Origin of the sequence: Ensifer sp. ENS10 (assembly GCF_014852025.1) — a bacterium.
GTDB lineage: Bacteria > Pseudomonadota > Alphaproteobacteria > Rhizobiales > Rhizobiaceae > Ensifer.
On record NZ_JACVAS010000011.1, the window covers coordinates 205,038 to 226,626 of the forward strand.

18 protein-coding genes and 3 pseudogenes are annotated in these 21,589 nt (G+C 61.7%); 8 read left to right on the forward strand and 13 right to left on the reverse strand.

Annotated elements, in window-relative coordinates; genetic code table 11:
• Positions 1–86: 86 nt before the first annotated feature.
• Positions 87–1,772 (reverse strand): arylsulfatase, encoded by a 1,686-nt coding sequence (locus IB265_RS30065; RefSeq protein ID WP_057252242.1) that lies wholly within the window; start codon positions 1,770–1,772, stop codon positions 87–89.
• Between the two features lie 634 nt (positions 1,773–2,406).
• Here IB265_RS30065 and IB265_RS30070 point away from each other — a divergent pair.
• From IB265_RS30070 to IB265_RS30100, 7 genes are all read left to right on the forward strand, one after another.
• The gene (locus tag IB265_RS30070) at positions 2,407–4,290 is read left to right on the forward strand and encodes a sensor histidine kinase (protein ID WP_192495605.1); all 1,884 of its coding nucleotides are present in this window, start codon (positions 2,407–2,409) and stop codon (positions 4,288–4,290) included.
• The gene (locus IB265_RS30075) at positions 4,287–4,958 is read left to right on the forward strand and encodes a response regulator transcription factor (RefSeq protein WP_192495606.1); all 672 of its coding nucleotides are present in this window, start codon (positions 4,287–4,289) and stop codon (positions 4,956–4,958) included. The genes IB265_RS30070 and IB265_RS30075 overlap by 4 nt, the downstream gene beginning before the upstream one ends.
• A gap of 88 nt (positions 4,959–5,046) precedes the next feature.
• The gene (locus IB265_RS30080) at positions 5,047–5,430 is read left to right on the forward strand and encodes a response regulator transcription factor (RefSeq protein ID WP_057252239.1); all 384 of its coding nucleotides are present in this window, start codon (positions 5,047–5,049) and stop codon (positions 5,428–5,430) included.
• 69 nt (positions 5,431–5,499) lie between these two features.
• Positions 5,500–7,008, forward strand: coding sequence for an arylsulfatase (locus tag IB265_RS30085; RefSeq protein ID WP_246806088.1), 1,509 nt, complete (start codon positions 5,500–5,502; stop codon positions 7,006–7,008).
• A gap of 196 nt (positions 7,009–7,204) precedes the next feature.
• A complete protein-coding gene (locus tag IB265_RS30090; RefSeq protein WP_113132769.1) occupies positions 7,205–7,750 on the forward strand; it encodes a class I SAM-dependent methyltransferase in 546 nt (181 codons plus the stop codon).
• Positions 7,751–7,926: 176 nt separating this feature from the next.
• Entirely contained in the window at positions 7,927–8,205 is a 279-nt protein-coding gene (locus tag IB265_RS30095; protein WP_192495607.1) for a hypothetical protein, read from the forward strand.
• Between the two features lie 187 nt (positions 8,206–8,392).
• Positions 8,393–8,743: a hypothetical protein gene (locus IB265_RS30100; RefSeq protein ID WP_058328599.1), complete on the forward strand. Its 351-nt coding sequence runs from the start codon at positions 8,393–8,395 to the stop codon at positions 8,741–8,743.
• Positions 8,744–8,849: 106 nt separating this feature from the next.
• On the opposite strand, the pseudogene IB265_RS30105 reads toward IB265_RS30100, so the two are convergent.
• From IB265_RS30105 to IB265_RS30125, 5 genes and pseudogenes are all read right to left on the reverse strand, one after another.
• Positions 8,850–9,079: pseudogene (locus IB265_RS30105) on the reverse strand (helix-turn-helix domain-containing protein); the annotation flags it as partial.
• 54 nt (positions 9,080–9,133) lie between these two features.
• Positions 9,134–9,316 (reverse strand): annotated as a pseudogene (locus IB265_RS30110) (SDR family oxidoreductase); the annotation flags it as partial.
• 73 nt (positions 9,317–9,389) lie between these two features.
• Positions 9,390–10,300: pseudogene (locus IB265_RS30115) on the reverse strand (NAD-dependent epimerase/dehydratase family protein).
• Between the two features lie 42 nt (positions 10,301–10,342).
• Complete coding sequence (locus IB265_RS30120) at positions 10,343–10,798, reverse strand: carboxymuconolactone decarboxylase family protein (protein ID WP_192495608.1); 456 nt, start codon at positions 10,796–10,798, stop codon at positions 10,343–10,345.
• Between the two features lie 23 nt (positions 10,799–10,821).
• Positions 10,822–11,238 carry a cupin domain-containing protein gene (locus IB265_RS30125; RefSeq protein ID WP_112996009.1) on the reverse strand — a complete coding sequence of 139 codons (417 nt, stop codon included), beginning with the start codon at positions 11,236–11,238 and terminating at the stop codon, positions 10,822–10,824.
• A 117-nt stretch (positions 11,239–11,355) separates the two neighbouring features.
• On the opposite strand from IB265_RS30125, the gene IB265_RS30130 reads away from it, so the two are divergent.
• Entirely contained in the window at positions 11,356–12,756 is a 1,401-nt protein-coding gene (locus IB265_RS30130) for a PLP-dependent aminotransferase family protein (protein ID WP_057249692.1), read from the forward strand.
• A gap of 285 nt (positions 12,757–13,041) precedes the next feature.
• Here the strand turns inward: IB265_RS30130 and IB265_RS30135 are convergent, their stop codons facing one another.
• The 7 genes from IB265_RS30135 to IB265_RS30165 form a co-directional block, all read right to left on the reverse strand.
• Positions 13,042–14,661, reverse strand: coding sequence for an ABC transporter substrate-binding protein (locus IB265_RS30135; RefSeq protein ID WP_192495609.1), 1,620 nt, complete (start codon positions 14,659–14,661; stop codon positions 13,042–13,044).
• Positions 14,662–14,722: 61 nt separating this feature from the next.
• On the reverse strand, positions 14,723–15,547 hold the full coding sequence (locus tag IB265_RS30140) for a creatininase family protein (RefSeq protein ID WP_057249688.1): 825 nt from the start codon (positions 15,545–15,547) through the stop codon (positions 14,723–14,725).
• Between the two features lie 354 nt (positions 15,548–15,901).
• A complete protein-coding gene (locus IB265_RS30145; RefSeq protein WP_244495582.1) occupies positions 15,902–16,894 on the reverse strand; it encodes an oligopeptide/dipeptide ABC transporter ATP-binding protein in 993 nt (330 codons plus the stop codon).
• Positions 16,891–17,910 carry an ABC transporter ATP-binding protein gene (locus IB265_RS30150; RefSeq protein ID WP_057249725.1) on the reverse strand — a complete coding sequence of 340 codons (1,020 nt, stop codon included), beginning with the start codon at positions 17,908–17,910 and terminating at the stop codon, positions 16,891–16,893. The genes IB265_RS30145 and IB265_RS30150 overlap by 4 nt, the downstream gene beginning before the upstream one ends.
• The gene (ddpC, locus tag IB265_RS30155) at positions 17,910–18,818 is read right to left on the reverse strand and encodes a D,D-dipeptide ABC transporter permease (RefSeq protein WP_057249686.1); all 909 of its coding nucleotides are present in this window, start codon (positions 18,816–18,818) and stop codon (positions 17,910–17,912) included. Before ddpC ends, IB265_RS30150 begins: the two co-directional genes overlap by 1 nt.
• A gap of 2 nt (positions 18,819–18,820) precedes the next feature.
• Complete coding sequence (locus tag IB265_RS30160; RefSeq protein WP_057249683.1) at positions 18,821–19,834, reverse strand: ABC transporter permease; 1,014 nt, start codon at positions 19,832–19,834, stop codon at positions 18,821–18,823.
• Between the two features lie 134 nt (positions 19,835–19,968).
• Positions 19,969–21,540 (reverse strand): ABC transporter substrate-binding protein, encoded by a 1,572-nt coding sequence (locus IB265_RS30165; RefSeq protein WP_245299257.1) that lies wholly within the window; start codon positions 21,538–21,540, stop codon positions 19,969–19,971.
• Between the last annotated feature and the right edge of the window lie 49 nt (positions 21,541–21,589).

Consider the following 21,589-nt stretch of genomic DNA (forward strand, 5'->3'; position numbering starts at 1 on the left):
CATCGTCCCTTGAGACATGCGGAGGACTGTGCCTTGAAACCAGACGGGCGGCCCTGGAAAACCGCCCGTCGTGTTGAGCGGGCCTTCTAGTTACCTGGCTTGTTCTTAATTGCGGCGTCGATCTGCTTCTTGACAGCATCAAGATTGAACGAAGCCGGGTCTTGCATCGGCGGATAGTCAATCGCCGTGAGCGCCAGTTTTGCGACCTCCTGCTGGACGCTGACGAACCGCCAGAACTCGCGTGCGAAGAAGTCATTCATATAGCCTCCGCCGAGGTCATTGAGGCTTTGGCCGCCGATCGATGGTGTCCGCTCGAATGGGTCCTGGCGGATATTCACCATAGTGGGCATGTCCGTTGTGACCTTCCCACCGGGCCAGCCCTGCGGCTGTTGGAAGAACTGGAACTTGAAGTTGTCGATGCGAACCGCCCCCAGAGAAGGGCCGCCGAAGTAGAAAAATTCATGCCGTGCGGATGGGGATTTGCCCACCAGCAGGTCCAACTGATTGTAGCCATCAAGGTGATTCTTGTAGGTCCTGTCGCCCAGCTTCACACCCTTGAGCAACTGCTCAGTGATCTCGGTGTTGCCAGCTGCCGCCGCCAGCGTGGGGAACCAATCCAGAGCGGAGAAGATGCCGTTCTCGACAGTGCCCGGCCTGACTTTACCCGGCCAGCGGATGATTGCCGGTGCCCGAAAGCCGCCTTCCATCACCGTACCCTTGGTGCCCTTGAACGGGGTCATGCCACCGTCGGGCCAGGTAAATACCTCCGCCCCATTGTCGGTTGTAAAGATGACGATGGTGTTGTCGGTCTCGCCCGCATCCTCCACACACTTCATGATGGCGCCGACGCTGTCATCCAGTTGCGCCATGCCGGCTTCTTCGAGGCCGTAATTGCTGTCGCTGTTCATGAGCGCCTGGTATTTTGGCGACAGAAACGTCCAGACGTGCATGCGCGTCGTGTTGTGCCAGACAAAGAACGGTTTGCCGTCAGTCTTGGCCTTGTCCATGAAGTCGCACGAGGCCTTGACCAGCACTTCGTCGAACGTCCCCATGTCGTACTTTGCCTTGGGCGTGATGTCATGCATGTTCGGCACGTTGGTCATGTCGGCGAATGGCGCCAGAGGTCCCTCGTCGACGATCCGCTGCTTGCCGATCTTGCCCCAACGCGGCTGCTCGGTCGTGTCGTCCGTGTCCGTTGCAAAGCTGTGGACCAAATTGCGCGGCCCCACTTTGTCCCGGTACGATTGGTCATTCGGGAACGAATACCAGTAGGGGTCTGACATCGCATCGAGGTGATACAGGTACCCGAAGAACTCATCGAAGCCATGCAGCGTTGGCAGGAACTTGTTCAAATCGCCGAGATGGTTCTTACCGAATTGACCGGTGGCGTAGCCCTCGGTCTTGAGGGCGGCGGCAATGGTTGCGGCCTTGTCCGGCATGCCGACGTCTGCCCCCGCTTGTCCGACCGTCGTCAAGCCGGTGCGCAACGGGATTTCACCTGTGATGAAGCTTGCTCGGCCCGCAGTGCAGCTCGCTTCCGCGTAGTAGTCGGTAAATAGCATGCCCTCGGAGGCAAGCTTGTCGAGGTTCGGCGTCTTCCCGGACATGATGCCCCGGTGATAGGCGCCAATGTTGAACCAGCCAACATCATCGCCCATGATGACGACAATGTTGGGTTTTTGCTGATCTTGCGCGGCTGCCGGCATGATTGCTGCTGACGCAACAAAAGTGGAAGCCAGCAGACCAAACCAGATGTTTTTCATCTTGCTCATGGTCTCGATTCCCTTCCTGGCTGCCCGAAATGGGCCGGCAGCCTGCGCCCCATATGGCAACGCCTCATGCCGCATCTTCCAGTTATCGCAGGCGGGTCGATTGTTATCGTCGACACAGCGGAGCAGTTTCCTCGAAGGGACTTCTCAGCGTGCGTGTCCGACACTTCTCCTCAACGCACCAAGACCATAATTTATGGTTGTGCGACTCATTGCCGGTCCCCCCGACGAACGTGTGATGACGCACTCTGCCAGCCGAAGATAGCTGACGGTGGCCTGACCACATGCAGACCTTGCATTGATGGATGCACCGAAGCACGCCGCGCGTCTGTTGTCGTCGAAACTGGAACTACGCCGAGTTCACGCAATTGCTACTTACGCGAAAGCTATTCATCGCATCGCAGCCTAGTCAGGAACGCGCCTCGGCGGTATTGTCCTTTGGGGCAGCGCGCACGAGTTGGCGCGGTATGGATCGGTCAGCAATCGCATTGGGTGTGGAAGCCGTACGCAGGGCAGGAAGGTTTCGGCGCGGGGGCCGGACTAATTTTTGAAATAGTTGAACGCCGACGGGCAATCGCCCCGGCCGCATCGTCACCTCCGAACGCATTGACGGAGAATGGCGCAAAGGACGTTCAATATGGCTCGTGCATCGACGAAACCATCGAGCCCGTTCACCCGGATCGCATCCGCATTTCGTTGCCTTCTGTTGCTCTTGATCGTTGTGATGGCCGAGCCCTTGTCGGCGGAGATCGTGGACCAGGTGCCACGCATCCTCATCCTCTATCCCTATGACGAGAAAATCCCGGCAACGACCATTGCTGGCGAGACCCTGAGACATCGACTGCAGCAGGCGACAATGGGCAAGGTCGATCTGTTCTCGGAATTTCTCGATCTTTCCAGATTCCCCGAGAAGGTTCACATCGACCGGATGGCGCGATATCTCAGTGAGAAATACGCCGACCGACGTCCGGATGTAGTGATTGCGCTTGGTGAGGAGGCAACGGGCTTCATCGTCAAGTACCGGCATGCGATCGCCCCGGATGCGAAGATCGTGTTCTGCGGCTTCAGCAGCGCGGACGCCGTGAAGTTGAGTCTGCCGAGCGACGTCGTCGGGGCTTTCAGCGAGTATGACATCGCAAAAACCCTTCTCATGGCGCGCGGTCTCCAGCCGGAAGCCCGCGATCTCGTCATCATCGGCGGGTCCTCGGATTTCGACCGCTCCTGGCTTGCGACGGCGCGCTCGGATCTCCCCGGCCCCGCAAGCGGTCTTAAAACGACCTACGTCGAGGATTTGACCATCGATGAATTCGCAGACCGCGCCTCGCGTGTGCCGGAAGGGAGCATCATTCTGGTTCTGACCGTCTTTACCGATCGCAGCGGCAGGAACTTCATTCCGCGCAACGCGCTCGAACGGATTGCCGCCAAGGCGAGCGCTCCCGTCTACGGTCCCTATTCCACGTATATCGGCCATGGCGCCGTCGGCGGTAATACCGTCACCTTCGAGTCGGTCGGAACGGCGGTCGCCGAACTCGCCCTCGACGCGATCGCGGGAAAACCGATCGCCAGCGTCAACGTGCCGAAAACCTTTGTCGCCGATGCGAGAGAGTTGACGCGCTGGGGCTTGCCGGAGAGCGGGCTTCCTGCCGGAACCGTCCTGAGCTTCAAGGAGAAGAGCCTCTGGGAGGAATACTGGGCGGCGATCATCGGCATCGTTGCAGCGCTTGCGCTTCAGGGGGCGATCATCACGGTGCTTCTGGTCGAGCGGCAGCGCCGGCTGGCCGCGGAGCAGGAAGCGCGGCTTCGTCTGCTCGAACTCGTGCATCTCAACCAGTCGGCAACGGCGGGAGCCCTGTCGGCATCGATCGCCCATGAACTGAACCAGCCGCTCGGAGCGATCCGCAGCAATGTCGATGCCCTCGAAATCCTGCTTCGGAAAGAGCAGCCGGATCTCGACCTCATCCGGCAGATTCTCATCGACATCCGCGAGGACGACCAGCGCGCCAGCGATATCATTGTTCGACTGCGGGGACTGCTGCAGAAGCGAAGCGAGATCGACTGGCAGGAATTCGACCTGAATGAGGTGGTCAACAGCGCGATCCATATCCTCCACGCCGAGGCGGGACAAAAAAGCATCGTCGTCAGCTCCAGCGACCCGACCCGGGCGCTGCCGGTGCGGGCCGACAAGGTACATCTCCAGCAAGTCATTCTCAACCTCGCCACCAATGCGATGGACGCCATGGTCGATGCGGCGACGACCGAGCGGAAGCTGGTCTTTCGGACGGCGCTGATCGAGAATTCCGAGGTCGAGCTGTCGATCTCCGATACCGGCCGCGGCATCCCGAGCGACCAGCTCGACCATGTTTTCCATGCGTTCTACACGACCAAGCCGACAGGCACCGGGCTGGGTCTCTCGATCGCCCGCGCGATTATCGAAACCTATGGCGGCAAGATATGGGCGGACAATCGTGCCGAAGGCGGCGCCGTGTTTCGTTTCGTCCTGCCGCTTGCTCAGCACGGATGACCCAATTGGAACCCATCATTCATATCGTCGACGACGACAACTCCTATCGCACCGCGCTGGCACGGTTGATGGAGGCATCCGGCTATCGCGTCGTCACCTACGGCTCGGGCGAAGAGCTTTTGGCCAACCTGTCGGGCTCCGACCCCGGATGCATCCTCCTCGACCTGCAGATGCCAGGTCTGAGCGGGCTCGAGTTGCAGGACCGGCTCACCGAGAAAGCACCACTGCTGCCGACCGTGTTTCTGACGGGGCGAGGCGACATCAAGGCGAGCGTCCGGGCGATGAAGGCCGGCGCCGAAGATTTCCTGGAGAAACCGGCCTCGAGGGAGGCGTTGCTGGGGGCCGTCGAGCGGGCGCTGCTTCGCTCAGAGATACGGCGCGCCGAACACAATCGCGTCCATACACTCCAGGCGCGTCTGGACGCCCTGACGCCACGCGAGTTCGACGTTTTCGGCCTGATCGTCCGCGGCAAGCTCAATAAGCAGATCGCTTACGAACTCGGCACCTCCGAACGAACCGTCAAGGCGCACCGGCACAACGTCATGGAAAAGCTTGGCGTGCATTCGCTGGCCGAGGCCGTGTCGATCGCAGAGAGACTGGGACTTCTCGACCTGACAGCAAAACCGTCTGATGATGCGCACGGTGCTGTTCGCCGCGCTTCCCCATAGGACAATATCCAGCCTTCGACGTTGGTCATACGATCGTCATGATCGGGGCTGGACATGCCTTTCCGCATGGGCCTCAGAAAGGCATCCCTTGGAAAGCCAACCACGCAAAGTGGCCGTCGTGGAAGACGATCCGAGCATGCGCAAGAGCGTCGCGCGGCTGTTGAACGCGCATGGTTTCGCGACGGAAGGATATGCCTCGGCCGAGGCCTTTCTGAACCGCGCCACGTCGAGCGAAATCGGCTGCATCGTGCTCGATGTCCATCTCGGCGGCATATCCGGCATCGAACTCTGGCACCGGCTGAAGGACGGCGGCTCGAAGATAAAGGTCATCTTCATCACCGCCGTCGACGATCAGGCGCTCGAACAGGAGGCGGTCAAAGCGGGCTGCGTCGCCTATCTGCACAAGCCGTTCCCGGCCGAATCCCTGATCGACGCCATCGAAAGGGCGATGACGGTTTCGCCCGACGATTGAATGACGAGCCAGCGGAAGCCGCTCCGAAGCAGCACTCGCGGACGGCGGTTTCTAAAGGGGAGACGAAACATGAAGTGGCTCGGACCGTGGCGGGGAATGTGCTTTGTATTGGCGATCGGCTCCTGTCTCGTTGCCAATGCGTTGCCTGTCGGAACAGCATCTGCGCAGCAATCGACGCCAAACATCCTCTTCGTTCTCGCCGACAACATCGGCTACGGCGACATCGGCGTCTACGGCGGCGGGGAGCTGCGCGGGTCGCCGACGCCGCGCATCGACCAGCTCGCCGCAGAGGGCCTGCGGCTGACGCAGTTCCTGGTCGAGCCATCCTGCACGCCGTCGCGCGCCGCTTTGATGACAGGTCGCTATTCCATCCGCTCCGGGCTATCGCTGGTCGCGGTCGCAGGCACGCCTTTCTCGCTGCCGGACAAGGAAATCACCATGGCGGAAATGTTGCACGACGCCGGCTACGCCACGGCGATCTTCGGCAAGTGGCATCTTGGCGCCCAGGTCTATAGCCAGCCGCAGAACCAGGGCTTCGACGAGTTTTACGGAATCCCTCCTGGTGACACCTGGGACGCGTTCGGGATGATCCGCCAGGGCCATCAGACCAAGTCCATCGACGTCCCGCTCGACAAGGGGCCGCACATCGTCGAGGCCAAACGGGGAGAGCCGGTGAAGCTGGTGAAACCCTATACCGAGGAAGTGCGTCGCGGGATCGACTGGGAACTGGTGGACCGCGGCGTCGATTTCATGAGGCGCCAAAAGGCGGCCGGCAAGCCGTTCTTCTTGTATCTGCCGATTTCCCGGACGCACTTTCCGAACCTCCCCTCGAAGCGCTTCGAAGGAGCTTCCCGCATCGGCCAGTTCGGCGACTCCCTGATGGAGGGCGACGCGATCGTCGGCACGATGCTCGACGCATTGAAGGATCTTGGCATTGAGGAAGACACCATCGTGGTCTTCGCCTCCGACAATGGACCGGACGGCCCCGGTGCGAGCCGGTTCGGCACCGACATGCCGGATATGGGAACGACAGGACCCTATCGTGGCGCGCTGGGCGACGTCAGCGAGGGCGCGATCCGCACCGCCGCGGTGATCCGCTGGCCGCAACGGATCAAGCCGCGATCCTCCTATGCGATGTTCTCGATCATGGATTTCTTCCCGACATTCGCGAAGCTTGCGGGCGGCAAGGTGCCGGACGACCGGCCGTTCGATGGGATCGACCAGAGCGACCTGCTGCTCGGCGACAATGACAGCGGACATCGCCAGCATTTGCTGACCTTCGTCGGCTCCGACCTGGTCGCCGTCCGCTGGAAACAGTTCCGGGCCTATTTTGCCGACGTAGCACCTGGCCGCAGCGGCGCAGGCGGTGCAATCTTGATGGGCGGTGTCGGATCAAGCGCTGCGCCGATGAATGGCTACCCAAAGGTGTTCAACATCGAGTCGGATCCGCACGAAGAGCACAATATCGGCGAGATGTATAACTGGGTCCTCGGGCCGTTGTTGAAGACGGTAGAGGAATACAAGGCGAGCCTCGCGCGGTCACCCAATCCGCCCGCCGCAAACATGACGAGGTTCTGAACGTCAATACGTTGTGAAGGCGGGCCTTTTGGTTTGAACGCGATCATATTGCCACCGACGGCGTCACGCCGATGTAGGTCGAGGGCCGACTAAGGACCATAGGTCGGTTCAGCCGCTCACCGCTACCAATGGATCGGATTGGAAAAGAGGCCGCCGCCACCTGAGAAATGATAGCACCGCGCCAGGGACGATAAGTATGCCGACGGACGCCAGATCGAAAGAATCGCGTGATGAAGGGAGACGCAAGGACTCCCGGCTCGAAAAATTGCTCTTCCGCCTGGAGGCCCAGCGCATCTGCCTCGAATGGGCCTTCAGAGAGATAGCCGGCCGTCCGGGCATTGTGTTCGAGATGGGTCTGGGTCACGGTCGCACCTACGACCACTTGCGCATCCATCTCCCGGAGCGCGAGATCTATGTGCTGGATCGCGAGACCGACTGTTTCGCCGACTGCACGCCGCCACAGAACTATTTGCTGCTCGGCGACATCGAGGAGACGCTTGCTGCCGCAGCCACCCGCTTTGGCGGACAGGTCATCCTGGCACATGCGGACATGGGTTCATATGTCGAAGCGAATAATATTGCGACAAGCGCCAAACTGAGCCGATGCCTCCCGGCGGTCCTTTCGCCGCATGCCATCGTCCTGTCCGATTTGCCGCTCGAACTTGCGGGGACCCGTTCGCTACCGCATCCACCGGGCGCGCCCCAAGACACGTATTTTCTCTACGTCAATGGGCCCCGGTGATCCGCCGGCCGCAACGGATTAAGCCACAACTCTCCCACGCGATGTTCTCGATCATCGACTTCTTCCCGACATTCGCAAAGCTTGCGGGCGGCAACGTGCCGGGACGACCGGCCGTTCGACGGGATCGACCTGAGCGACCTGCTGCTCGGCGACAATGACGCGGACGTCGCGAACATTTGCTGACATTGGTCGGCTCTGATCTGATCGCCGTCCGCAGGAAGCAATTCCGGGCCTATTTCGTCAAAGTGGCACCCAGCCGCAGCGGCCCTGGCGGCGCAACGCTGCTGGGCGGCGTGGGAAGCAGTGCCGCACCGATGAAAGGCTATCCTAAGGTGTTCAACATCGAACCGGATCCGCATGAGGAGCACAATATCGCTGAGATGTACAACTGGGTCCTCGGGCCGGTGTTGGAGACGGTGGAGGCCCTGGATGATCCTAAGACGCACCGACCTTAGCCGGTCAGTGAAACTTGCAGAGTATCGGCCGTCGATCCTACCAGCGGCCGGCAAGTTCAGACGACTTCCCCTAAGGACAATATCGCTCAGTGGAGTTTCGCGTAATCTCAGTTGGGACGAGTTGCTTGAGCAGCCGCGCTTGGTTGCCACCCCGTCACAAGCGCAAAACCTAGGAAGGAGCATGACAATGAACCGCATTGCGACTTTTTCTATGATTGCCAGCCTCTCCGCCCTTAGCTTCGTTGGAATCGTGCACGGTCAAGGTGCCGCAATGGACTGGCCTAAAGAGATTGAGCAAACTGTGCGTAGCTACAGCGGCGACAAGATCAATGTCGTCGATGTAAGCACACTTGCGGAGCAGAACCAAACGCGCATGTGGGTCGAGCATGCCACGCCGGAACAACGTGCGGCGCTTCTCGAGGCGGTCAAAGCGAACAAGTCCTTGGCTGAAAAGCTGAAGGCGCAGAACGTCGAGATGGACAACATTGGCGGCGCTGAACAGGCGACTGACGGCGGGCTGACGATCTACGTTCGCTAACCCTCCCCGGGGTCAGTAAAGCGGGGTGCGGAACACCGATGGTACTCGCGCCGCATCCCGCTCCATCCGCGAGCATACCGCGGCAGGCGTTCGGTACTCGTTATCTTTATAGGACGCCCCACGCGCGAGACCTCCCCCTCCCGTCATTTCCCGCAAGCCAAGCTCGCCGACGATCCGGCGGGCTGCTTCGGCCCAACGTCGAACGCCTTGGTGGACCATACCGGCCGAGACCAGCGGCATGGCCATGACCAACTCACTCAGTTCCGGCAGTTTCGACGAGGTGCGTCGGGCGGACAGCTTCCGCTCCATCATCTGCCGCACCAACGCCAGCCGGTCACTTCGAAGCGCTTCGTGCTCGCGTCACTGAACGGCCCGCCAACGAATCTCCGTTCATCGCGCCAACCAGCCGCCATCAGCCGGGATGACGGCACCATGCAGGTAGCGTGAAGCCGGCGTCAGCAGGAAAACGGCAGCCTCGCCGATATCCTCGGGGGTGCCCCAGCGGCGAGCAGGAATGCGATCGATGATCGCAGCGCTGCGATCGACGTCCGTGCGAAGCGCCTCTGTGTTGTTGGCGGCGGTTGGATGTCGTGGCAATTATCCCTCTAGCGGGTCCGACTATTTCCGTTGCCCCGTCGGGCGGCAATCACGCGCACTTCCATAGCAGCGGCCGGGGTGCGAAGCCGAGTTTTTCCTTCGCTCGCGTGTTCGCGGCGCCGGTCAGACGGGTGTGGTCGTAGACCGCTTCCTCGCCGGCCGACTTCAGCGCGTCCTCCACACTGACCCGCCCCGGCTCCGATGCATCAACCCATCGAGCGAAAGCCGGGAGCCATTTGGCGACGGGCATCGGGTCGTCGTCGACGATATTGTAGACCCCCGGTTCGGCCGTAAGCGCGGCGACGGTCGCAGCGATCGCGTCATCGATATGGACGAACGACCAAACGGCATTTCCTTCGCCGATAATCACCGCCTCGCCATTGCGAACCTGATCGGCAATCGCTCCGTCCGGCCGGTACCAGGTACCGGGCCCATAGAAGAAGCCGTAGCGCAGGACGACGCCATCGAGCGACGGCGAGGCGAGCACACGGTCCTCATAGGCGCCGATGGTGCGCGTGCTCTCGCCGATCTCCCCGGGCGCGTCGTAGCTGAGCCTCGCGGTCTCGTCGGCGAGTTGTCCTGCCGGGGCATCGAGGTAGAAGCCACGAGACTGCATGATGTAGCGGCGAACGCCCAGCTTCTCCGCCGCAGCGAGCAGGTTGGCGCCGCCCTCGCGATGAAGGCGCGTATCGTCCGGCATGGCCTTGATGATGTCGGCGGGGTTGGCCGGAAGCCAGGTAAGTTGATCGATCACGACGTCCGGCGCTGCTGCCGCGATTGCCTCATGGACCGCCTGGGGTCGAAGGCATCGGCGGTCGACGCCTCGGCCCCGAGTTCGCGGAGACGATCCACGCCTGGGCCGGGGCGCGTCATGCCGGTCACCTGATGGCCAAGGGTCAAGAGCGCCCGCACCAGCGGCGAGCCGACGGCGCCTGTGGCGCCCGCGATGAATATCTTCATAGCCAACTCCTTAATTTGAGCGTTTCGGGCGTGCGCCCGCCTTTACTTTTCAAGTGCTGCCTGTGGCGTGTTACGGAAGCTGATCGCCATGCGGTTGTAGGCATTCATCAGGCCGATCGCGATCGTGAGGTCGGTGAGTTCACGCTCGTTGAACTCGGCGTACGCAGCCTCGTAGGCTTCGTCCGGCACACCCGTCTCGGCGACGCGTGTGACTGTTTCGGCCCAGGCAAGGGCCGCCCGCTCACGCGCGTCGAAGAGGTTGCCTGCTTCCCTCCACGCCTGGACCAATGCGATCTTTTCGATCTGTTGGCCCTTTTTCAGGAGGTCGCGGGTGTGCATGTCGAGACAGTAGGCGCAATTGTTGATCTGCGAGATGCGAAGATAGACCAGTTCGACCAGCACTGGCGGAAGGCCACTTTGCAGGACGTAGCCGTAGACACCGCCAAGGGCCTTGGCGCCGGCCGGTGCAATCTGGTTGTAGTCGAGACGCTTGCTCATTGTTCCGTTCCTTGGGTTCGGGTCTACTTGATCGGGGTGGTGAGTTCTTTTTCATCGCTGTCGGCGACGAACACCGCCAGCAGCTTTGCCGGCGTCGTCTGGCTCGCGTTGCGGCTGACGAGGTGGGTGGACGCCGGCGGCTCGTACCAGCTCTCGCCGGCGCGATAGGTCTGCGTCGGGCCGTCATTGACCTTGGAGACGATTTCTCCGGAGAGAACGTAGGCGAAGATGAAGGACGACTTTGCATGCGTGTGGGGAACCGAGGCACCGCCTGGGGGATAGTCGACGATCAGGGCGGTCAAGGTCTTGCCCGGAATATTGGGTATCGCCTTTTCGAAGTGCGGCGTGACAACGTCGCCGGGATCATGCGCAGCGGCCGGCAGCGTGGTGACGATTGCAAGGGCGGCGGCAGCAGCGCCAATGAAGAATCGTAAGGTCATGCCAGGGATCTCCTTTCCGTGTGGTCCTGATGACGTTTCTTCCTGCCCCTAGAAATGACGACTTCCTGGTTCTAAAAAAAGCACCAAGAACCGACAAACAACGTGTACCAGGAAAGCATGGATCAGCTGCTGGAACTGAACCTCGATCGGTCGGCGCGGACGCCACTGGCCGAGCAGATACGAAAGGGCATCAGCGCCGCGATCGAAAGCGGGGTGCTTGCCCCAGGCGCGCGTCTGCCGTCCTGGCTGGATCTCGCCGCTCAGCTTGGTGTTGCACGCGGCACTGTGCGTACGGCCTACGACAAGCTTTCCGCGGCCCAGCTCATCGTCGCCTCACGCTCGACCGGGACCCGCGTCGCCGCTCGTCCTGCAGCGGTTGCGCGGATCGAGCCGCCGCCGGATCCCGGCTCGTTCATGGAGCGCTATCGGGAGATGACAGCCGGCCCGGCGATCTTCCAGATGGGCGTACCGGCGCAGGAAACCTTTCCCGCAACGCTCTTCGCGCGGATCCGCGCGCACGCCGTACGCGTGGAGACGAGCGCTCCGGCGATCTATCCCGACCCACGCGGCGAACTGGAACTGCGCCGGGAAATTGCCGCCTATCTTGCCGTCGCACGTCGCATCGAGTGCTCGCCCTCCGAAATCATCATCACCGGGGGATACGCCAGCGGGCTTGGAATGGCGCTCCGCGTCCTCGGTCTCGAAGGGCAAAAGGTCTGGATGGAGGAGCCAGGGTTCCCATTCACCCGGCGCGGGCTGGAGCTTGCGCGACTGGAGATTGTGCCGGTCCCCGTCGATGCCGATGGCGTCAACGTCGAGCATGGCATACGCCGTGCCCCGGATGCAGCGCTGGTTGTCGCGACCCCGGGGCAACAGGCGCCGCTCGGGTCCACCCTATCGCTGGCACGCCGACTGCGTCTTCTCGACTGGGCGGCCGGGGCGCAGGCCTGGGTGATCGAGGACGACTATCTCAGCGAGTTGCAGCTCGACGGCCGCGCCGCACCGGCGCTCGCCTCCCTCGACCGCGGTGGACGCGTCATTCACATCGGCTCCTTCAGCAAGACCATCAGCCCGGCCCTCAGGCTCGGCTTTCTCGTCGCGCCGCCGGCGCTCGCCTCCCGTTTTGCGGAAGTCGCAGCCTGTCTCGCACCGCCCCCCGGGCCGTCCGTGCAGCTTGCAGCCACTGAGTTCATGCGCGAGGGGCATTATTTGCGGCATCTCCGGCGGACGAAGCGGGTCTACTCCGCCCAACGCGACGCCTTGCTGAAATCCCTGCGGCCAGAGGAAGCGACAGTTGCCGGATTGGCCGTGCTGTTGCGTTTGCCGGACGGGGCGCCGGATCTCGCTATTGCCAGAGAAACGTTGGCTTTCGGCATGTCGCCCGCACCGCTTTCGGCCTGGTACGCGTCGCCGGATTCTGCAAAATCCGGCTTGCTTCTAGGCCTTGCCACGGCGCCGCCACGGCAGCTTGCGAGATCCTGCGACCGCCTGCTTGAGATTGTAAGACGGTTTGCTTGACGTGTTGCATGTGCAAGCAAAGTGGGAACTCTCAAGCGACGGAGCCGTTCTGTGCGCCTTCGGACTTCCCCAGCCAATGGCAAGAAAATCCTGTTCCGGTCGATACACCGTGCGACCCTTCTGCTTGTCGTGCGAAACCACGAACCTGATTAAGCGGGATACGAGACTCACCTGCCAGCCGTCGCAGATGACACATCAATGGAACTTAACTGGGAGACTTTTTTCAAATTATATCAATGGTGCGCGCCTGCCGAAACAGGCGCGCAGAAACCCAACGTGTTGGGATTATTCCTCGATATCGACCTTGTCGAATCGATGCGAACCCAAGGGTTCCATCACGTAGTTCTTCACCTTTTTCGACATCGGCAGCACAACGGTGGAATGAGCAATCGGAACCCAAGGTGCCTGGTCGCTGATCATGGCCTGCGCTTCTTCGTACAGTTTCGTCCGCTCGCTCTGATCCGAGCTGGTACGCGCCTTCTGGAAGATCTCGTCGAGCGGCTTGTCGCACCAGTTGGCATTGTTGCTGCCGCCAACGCCCGAGCAGCTGAAGAAGTAGCTGAGCAGATTGTCGGGATCGCCGTTGTCGCTCGTGCCGCCCAGGATGACGGCGCCATCGCGCGCTTCGTCGCGCACCTTCTTCAGGTACTCGCCCCATTCATAGGAAACGATCTCGACGCCGATGCCGACCTTGGCAAGGTCCGCCTGCATCAGCTCGGCCGCGCGACGAGCATTCGGCATGTATGGACGGCTGACGGGCATCGCCCAGATTTTCATCTTCAGATCTTTGACGCCGGCTCCGTCGAGAAGCTTCTTTGCCGCTTCCGGATCGTAGCTGTAGCCCTCGATGCTGCCGTTATAGCCCCACATCGTCGGCGGCAGGACGCTTTTGGCGACCTGGCCCATGCCCTGATAGACGGAATCAACGATCGCCTTGCGGTCGATCGCCATGTTGATGGCGCGGCGCACCTCAAGCTTGTCGAACGGCGCGACCAAGGTGTTCATCGCGAGATAGGAGACGTTGAGACCCGGTTGTTCCAATACCGTCAGGTCCGGTTTTGCCTTCAGCCCGGCAACATCGGCCGGCGCCGGGTACGGCGCGATATGGCATTCGCCCGCCTGAAGTTTCTGCATGCGTGTCGTCGGGTCGGTGGTGATCGCGAAGATGAGATTGTCGATCTTCGGCGCGCCGGCCCAATAGTCTGCATTGGCTGCAAAGCGGATCGCCGCATCTTGCTGGTAGTCGACAAACCGGAACGGCCCGGTGCCGACGGGCTTGCGGTCGAGGTCCTCGCGCCGTCCCTCAGCCGCCAGCTTGTCGGCATACTCTTTCGACATGATCGAGCCGAAGTTCAGGGCAAGCTTCGCCGGAAGCGACGCATCCGGTTGCTTCAGCACGAACTTGACGGTCTTTTCATCGACCTTGACGATGTCCTTGATGACCGTTGGCATGTCCATCGCGTTGAACATTTCCCAGTTCGCACCAGGAAAGTAGCTGTTCCACGGGTCGTCCTTGTCCAACTGGCGAATGTAGGTGAAGAGCACGTCGTCTGCGTTGAAATCCCGTGTCGGGGTGAAATCATCCGTCGTCTGGAACTTCACGCCTTCCCGCAGTTTCAGTGTGTATTCGAGATTGTCCTCGGAAATGGTCCAGCTTTCGGCGAGGCCCGGGGCGACGTTGGTGGTGCCGGGCTCGAATTCAGTGAGGCGATCGTAGATCGTCTCGGCCGAAGCATCCCACGTGCTGTTGGCCGAGTAGAGCGCTGCGTCGAACCCCTCTGGCGCGCCCTCCGAGCAATAGACGAGCGTCTTCGCCATGGCAGGCGTCAGCGCCACGCCCGAAAGCATGGTTGCTGCAAACAGGGAAACAAGGGTTTTGCGCGTCCGCGCGAATTTCAAAGTCATTGGCGTGTCCTCCCTTGGGAATGGAATGCGAAATGCCCGGCGGATGTCTCGCCGGCTGAGGTCAATCGGCTTTGCCGGCCGTCGTGCCGAGGCCACGGCCTGGCGTCCAGACCGGGTCTGGCGCGGTCCAAAGCACGTCGTTGCGGATCAGCTTCACCAACTCGTTCGCCTGCAGGTCGAGGAAGCGCTCGCCCTTTTCGGCGGTTGCGCTGCGAGGATCGCCCCAGGTGCCGGTGACCGGCGCCCGCTCGGCGAAGGAATAGAAGCGCGACACGTCCGCAGGTACGTCAACGGGATGCTGCTGGTTGCCGAAGGCCTGGCCGAACATCTCGGTCTTTACCGCATCCGGAACGATCGCCAGCATGACCGACGCTTCGCCCTCACAGGCATGGTGCGCACCGGTGTCGACCTCGAAGATCTTGCTGGCCTCCTCTGGCGCCAGCATCCACGGCGTTGTGGCGACGATCGGCATGGCGAACTCGACCGCCAGTTCGCGCACGGCAACCGCGAGCGGGTCCATGTTGCCGCCGTGACCGTTGACGATGAACAGCCGCGAGAAACCGAGCGTCTTCAGCGATCGGACGATGCAGCGAATGACGCGGCTCAGCGTATCGTAGTCCAGCGTGATGGTGCCGCCGAAAGGCAGGTGGTGTTCGCTCATGCCGAGCCACAGGCCGGGAAGAACGGCGACCGGGATGTCGTCGGCCACGAGACGGGCGGCACGGATGGCCGCGGCCGATGCGCTGGCTGTGTCGGTAATGACCGGCAGGTGCGGCCCATGCTGTTCCAGCGAACCGATCGGCAGGACGGCAAGCGCGCCCGGCTTTCCGGCGAGTTCACGCAGGCTGGGTGCGGTCATGCGCGCCCATTCGACTTCCTTCTTCATCTTAGGCCTCTTTCATCAGATCAAATTCATTTCGGCTCGTAGCCGCGTGGACTGCCGCACGCGCGACGGCGTCCGCCGACATGGGGAAAGATGCGGAAGCGGCAGCTGACAGGGGCACCGATCGGCATCGGTCAGGTCAATGTAGTCTCCGGCGGCGTAGGTCGCGCTTCGTTCGAGTGCAGTGGTGGGATCCGCTCCAAATATGCACAGTCGGAAATATCAATCAAATTATTTTTCCGATACGAAAATTATCTTTCTTAAAATATCGGAACAGCGCATCAAATGATATGGAGCGGCCACCCCGCCAGCCGTGCCAACGGTCGGCGGAGTGTGTCTATAACGCTCGTCTGCGCCTCACCCCTGCGCCAGATGACACCTTGCACAGCGTGCGCCCTCGCCTAGGTGCTGGAGAACCTGCGGCGCCTCGCAGCCGGCTGCAGCCTTGCCGCAGCGTTCCTTGTAGAAGCAACCGGTTGGCAGTTTTCGGTTGTTTGGAAGCTCGGCGGTCCGCACCTCCGCAATGGTCGGCAAGGGACTTGCGAAACTCGGAGCCGCGGCCAGAAGCGTCTGCGTATATGGGTGCCGAGGATCGCCCAGCACCACGTCGGCCGGGCCTGATTCAACTATCTGGCCGAGATACATCACCGCGACATCGTCGCAGAAGTGGCGCACCAGTGCGACATCGTGCGAGATCATGAGGTAGGCGAGCCCCCGCTCCCGCTGCAGATTCAGAAGCAGGTTGATGATCTGCGCCTGGACCGACACGTCGAGCGCCGATGTCGGTTCGTCCAACACCATGAGGTCGGGGTCCGTGCTGATGGCGCGGGCGATGGCAATGCGCTGGCGCTGTCCGCCTGAAAACTCGTGTGGCAGACGATCGAGATGTTCCGGCCTAAGACCGACAGCGGTCGCCAGTTGTTCCGCCTTCGCATGCAGCTCGGCGTTGCTATGCCCGCCGCGAATATGCAGCGGCTCGCTGATGAGCCGCCAGACCGGCAGGCGCCGATCGAGCGAGGATTGCGGATCCTGGAAAACGATCTGCATCTTCTGCCGCAGCTGGCGCTTCTCTCTGCCCTGCGCTGCCTGAAAATCCTGACCGTCAATCGCCACCCTACCCTGCTCGTAAGGCGCAAGTCCGATGATCGCCTGGGCGAGCGTACTCTTGCCGCAACCGGATTCGCCGACAATGCCGAGGCTTCTGCCGGCACGAACTCTAAGGGTGACGCCGTTGACTGCGTGCACATGCGAGGTGGGGCGCCCGAGCCAGTTGCGGGACGCCGGGAAGCGGACATGGAGATCGGAAACCTCCAGAACCGGCCGCGCCATCGTTTCAACGCCTGCGGTCATTTCCGGCTCCCTTGCTCTGACAGTTCTCGCGCGTCACCGCGCCGCCAGCACGCCACCTGTTGGCGATCGGCCCCAGCCAATTGCGGAGACTGGGATCGACAGAGATCAACCGCTTCCTTGCATCGCGGCTGGAAATAGCAGCCCGCCGGTGGATGCAGGAGATTAGGCACCGCGCCTGGGATCGCTTCGAGCTCCTGTTTTGGCGCCACCCGATCCGGCAGACAGCGCAATAGCGCCTGGGTATAGGGGTGCTGCGGCGCCTCGAGCACGGTGCGGGTCGCACCATGCTCAACGATCCGTCCGGCATACATCACGTAGAGCCGGTCGCAGAGCTGCGACACGACGGCGACGTTGTGCGAGATGAAGATGACCGATGTGCCGGTGCGGCGCGCGCGGTTCTGGATCAGCCTCAGGATCACCGCCTGCACGGTGACATCGAGCGCGGTCGTCGGCTCGTCGGCGATGATGAGGCCGGGATTGCATGAGAACGCCATGGCGATCAGCACGCGCTGCCGCATGCCGCCGGAGAGTTCGAACGGGTAGAGCTTCATGACCCGCTCTGGCTCGCCGATCAGCATGTCGGCGAGAATATCCCGCGCAATGCGCCTGGCATCCGGCAAGCTTGTCTCCTCGTGACGCATGATGACGTCAGTCAGCTGCTTGCCGATGCGGATCGTCGGGTTCAGCGCGTTCATCGGCTCTTGAAAGATGGTCGAGAACACCTTGCCGCGCACATCCTGCAACTGACTGTCGTCCATGGCGAGGGTGCTATGGCCAAAGAGCCTGACCGAGCCGCCGGTGATCCTGTAGCGCCCCCTGGGCAGCAGCCCAGTCGCGGCCATGGTCGTCACCGATTTGCCGCAGCCTGACTCGCCGACGATCCCGACGATCTCAGCCTTTCCGACATTGATCGACACATTGTCGAGCGCCTTGATCGCGCCGCTGAAGGTGGGAAACTCCAGAGACAGGTTGTGAATGGCCAGCGCCTGGCCGCGTCGTTCTGCCGTGCCTGTCATCATCTGCCCCTCAAGCGCGGGTCGAGCATATCGCGAATGCCGTCGCCAACCAGATTGCACCCCATCGCCGTGACCAGAATGGCGAGACCCGGGAAGGTCGCGTACCACCACTGATCGAGCATGTAGCTGCGGCCGCTGCTAACCAGGGCGCCCCATTCGGAGGTCGGCGGCTGGGCACCGAGGCCGATGAAACTAAGCGCGGCTGCGATCAGCACGACGCCGCCAAGATCGAGCGTCGCCTGCACGATGATCGGCGACATCGCGTTTGGCAGGATATGCCAGCGAAGGATGTAGAACGGCGAAGCGCCGAAGGTGCGCGACGCCTTCACGAAGACCTGCTCGCGCAAGGAAAGCGTTTGACCGCGGGCCAAACGCACATAGGCGGGAATACGCACGATCGCCACGGCCAGCATGGAGTTGAACAGGCTCGGGCCAAGGGCTGCGGCCAGCGCCATGGCCAGCACCAGCGCCGGCAGAGCAAGAACGACGTCCATGAGCCGCATGATGGCGGTGTCGACCGGTCCGCCGACCACGCCGGAAAAACAACCGATCAGCACCCCGACCGACATCGAAATCAGGACGATCATGAAGGCGGCGCCGCAGGACGCCCTCGCCCCATAGATCACGCGTGAGAACAGGTCGCGGCCAACCTCGTCCGTGCCGAACCAATGCGCGGCACTTGGCGGCAACAGGCGCGCCGTCAGGGAAACCTTGTCGGGATTGTACGGTGCGACCACCGGTGCGGCGATGATCATGATGAGAACGAGCAGGATGATGGCAGCGCCAACGAGGGTCAGCGGGCTGCGGCGGCTGAGGTACCACAGATAGTGCAGCCGCTCGGAGATGGACTTGGTCCTGCGCATCGCGGCACTCGACGCAGCAGGTTCTGTCGGCATGACGGCGGACATGATCAGACCTCCCTGATTTGCGGGTCGGCGAGCATGTAGGCGAGATCGACCAGGAGGTTGATCAGCACATAGCCGATGGATGCGACGATCGTGAAACCCATGATGGCGGGAAAATCGAGCGTCTGAATGGAGGTCACGACATAGGTGCCCATGCCCGGCCAGGCAAAGATCGTCTCGGTCAGCACTGCTCCATAGAGAAGGTCGCCAAGCGCCAGTCCCAACAGGGTGATCGAAGGGATCAGCGCGTTTCTGAGTGCGTAGTTGAAGACGATCATGCCCTTGCGCAGGCCGCTCGCGCGGGCGGTGCGGATATAATCTTCCTGCAGCACATCCAGCATCGAGGCGCGGATCTGGCGGGTGATCACGCCCATATTGGCGAAGGCCAGCACGAAGCCCGGCAGGATGATGTGGTAGACGGCGCTGCAAAAGGCATCGAAGCGGCCTTGCAGCAGCGAGTCGATCAGCAGGAACCCAGTGATGCGTTCGGGTGCAACGATGCCCATGGCCAGGCGACCGCTGCCGGGCAGTATCTGGAACTTGGCGTAGAAGAGGTAGATCAGGATCAGGCCGAACCAGAACACCGGCATTGAGATGCCGCAGACGGAGACCGTCCGCGCGATCTGGTCGATCGGGCCGTCCTTGTAGACGGCCGACAGCACGCCGAGTGGTACGCCCAGACAGATCGCAATGAAGAGCGCGACCGTTCCGAGTTCCAGTGTTGCCGGCAAGAAGGTACGAATATCGGCTGCAACCGGGCGGTTGGTCCGCAAGGACGTTCCCAGATCGCCTTGCAGGAGATTGCCGATATAGATGGTGAATTGTTCGACGACCGGGCGATCCAGACCCAGGTTGCGCCTGACGTTCTCAAGCGTTTCGGCGCTTGCCCTATCGCCCGCAATCATGCGCGCGGGATCTCCCGGAATGAGGTGAGAGATCGTGAAGGTGATGACCGCGACCCCGAGCACCACAAAAAGCAGCAATATCAGACGCGGAATGATGATGCGGGTGATTGCCATGGACGTCAGCCTTTCCAGCAGGAAAACCTTGCTTGGGAAACGATGAAACCCTGCCGTCACAGCCGTTGGGGCCGGCGGCAGGTGTTCCGTGGATTGAGGCCTGTTGAGCGAGAGGATCGCTTCAATCCGGCCCCTCACTCCGTCTTCGACATCGTCCCGAAGTTGTAGACCTGGATCAGCATGGGATTGTAGACATAGCCTTTCACCACGGCGCGACGGGCGAAGATGTCATTCTTCTCCATGATGTAGAGATAGGGCGCGTCCTCGGTCGAAAGCTTCTGCGCCTCGATGTAAAGAGCCTTGCGCTTGACCTCGTCGACGATCGATCCCGCCTCACGCACGAGATCGGTCACCTGCTTGTTGCCGTAGAAGGAACGGTTGCCCGGGCCGCCCATTTTGTCGGCGTCGAACCAATAGTTCATGAACATGTAGGGGTCGGCAAAGTCAGGCGTCCAGGCACCGGGAGCCATATCGAATTTGCCGTTGGCCACCAGTTCGCGTTTGGTCGTGTCGGCGACCGCCTGCAGATCGAGCTTGATGCCGACTTCAGCCAGTGACGCCTGCAGCGCCAGCCCAACCGGCTCCCAGGCAGGGTCCGCCTGAGAGAAGGTATAGGTCAGGTGAATATCGCTCTTGCCGGAGTCGGCAAGCAGAGCCTTGGCCTTCTCGATGTCGTATGTGTACTGGAAGCCCTGCGGGTCGTGTCCCCACATGCCGCTCGGCACCGCGCCGCGCATTTGCTTGGCCTGGCCGAGCATGATGCCGTCGATGATGCCTTGATAGTCGACCGCATAGGAAATCGCCTTGCGAACCTTGGCGTCGTCGAGCGGCGGCTGGCGGTTGTTCATGTAGATGTAGTTCACATACATGCTGGGATTGCTCTCGACCACGACGGAAGCGTCCTTTTGCAGCGCCTCCGCCTGATCGAGCGGGATCTGTTCGATGATGTCGGCATCGCCGTTGGTCAACTGAAGGCGGCGGGCCGACACGTCGCCGACGATGCGAATGACGACCTGTTTCAGCGCCGGCTCAGTGCCTGCGTAATGTTCGTTGCGGTCGAGCACGATGCTCTGGTTCCGCTCCCAGGAGGCGATACGGTAGGGCCCGCTGCCGGCGGAGTGCTCGGCAAGCCAGGCCTTCGCCATGTCGCCGTCCTTTTCATGCTCCATCACCTTGGGATTGATGATCGCTGCCCCGGAGACGGCCAGCGTCGAAATGAACGGCGCGAACGGCGCCGTCAGATGAAATCTGACAGTCTGCGGATCGACGACCTCGACCTCCTTGAGCACCGGGAACGCGTCGGACGGTCCGGCCTTCAGCTTCATCAGCCGGTCGAAGCTGAATTTGACGGCCGCGGCATCGACCGGTGAACCGTCATCGAACTTGTGGCCGCTGGCGAGCTTGAAGGTCCACACGAGGCCGGCATCGTCGGCGGTCCAGCTTTCAGCCAGTTCGGGCCCGACCTCCGTTGAGCCGCCCTTGTAGGCGACGAGCCTTTCGTAGGCGGCATAAATCAGTGTGTAGCCGCTGTTGCTGATTTCAACTCCAGGATCGGCGGTCGGCGGATCTTCCGCTCGCGCCATCACCAGCACGTCCTGCGCTGCGATCGCGCCGGAAAGAGGCGTCGACGCCAGAAGCAATGCAACGCCGATCGATTTCCACTTGGAACCGTTCATCTCGTAGTCCTCCCCAGAACTGCGGCGCACGATGCCCTCCCGGCACCAACCGCAGTGCTAGACTAGGAAACGCTTTTCC

Bases quoted from the DNA above. Each gene is read 5' to 3' on its own strand.
- IB265_RS30135 (WP_192495609.1), bottom strand. From the start codon at position 14,661: ATGACTTTGAAATTCGCGCGGACGCGCAAAACCCTTGTTTCCCTGTTT.
- IB265_RS30140 (WP_057249688.1), bottom strand. From the start codon at position 15,547: ATGAAGAAGGAAGTCGAATGGGCGCGCATGACCGCACCCAGCCTGCGT.
- IB265_RS30125 (WP_112996009.1), bottom strand. From the start codon at position 11,238: ATGACCTTACGATTCTTCATTGGCGCTGCTGCCGCCGCCCTTGCAATC.
- IB265_RS30130 (WP_057249692.1), top strand. From the start codon at position 11,356: ATGGATCAGCTGCTGGAACTGAACCTCGATCGGTCGGCGCGGACGCCA.
- IB265_RS30100 (WP_058328599.1), top strand. From the start codon at position 8,393: ATGAACCGCATTGCGACTTTTTCTATGATTGCCAGCCTCTCCGCCCTT.
- IB265_RS30120 (WP_192495608.1), bottom strand. From the start codon at position 10,798: ATGAGCAAGCGTCTCGACTACAACCAGATTGCACCGGCCGGCGCCAAG.
- IB265_RS30090 (WP_113132769.1), top strand. From the start codon at position 7,205: ATGCCGACGGACGCCAGATCGAAAGAATCGCGTGATGAAGGGAGACGC.
- IB265_RS30065 (WP_057252242.1), bottom strand. From the start codon at position 1,772: ATGAGCAAGATGAAAAACATCTGGTTTGGTCTGCTGGCTTCCACTTTT.
- IB265_RS30085 (WP_246806088.1), top strand. From the start codon at position 5,500: ATGAAGTGGCTCGGACCGTGGCGGGGAATGTGCTTTGTATTGGCGATC.
- IB265_RS30150 (WP_057249725.1), bottom strand. From the start codon at position 17,910: ATGACAGGCACGGCAGAACGACGCGGCCAGGCGCTGGCCATTCACAAC.
- IB265_RS30160 (WP_057249683.1), bottom strand. From the start codon at position 19,834: ATGGCAATCACCCGCATCATCATTCCGCGTCTGATATTGCTGCTTTTT.
- IB265_RS30145 (WP_244495582.1), bottom strand. From the start codon at position 16,894: ATGACCGCAGGCGTTGAAACGATGGCGCGGCCGGTTCTGGAGGTTTCC.
- ddpC (WP_057249686.1), bottom strand. From the start codon at position 18,818: ATGTCCGCCGTCATGCCGACAGAACCTGCTGCGTCGAGTGCCGCGATG.
- IB265_RS30070 (WP_192495605.1), top strand. From the start codon at position 2,407: ATGGCTCGTGCATCGACGAAACCATCGAGCCCGTTCACCCGGATCGCA.
- IB265_RS30075 (WP_192495606.1), top strand. From the start codon at position 4,287: ATGACCCAATTGGAACCCATCATTCATATCGTCGACGACGACAACTCC.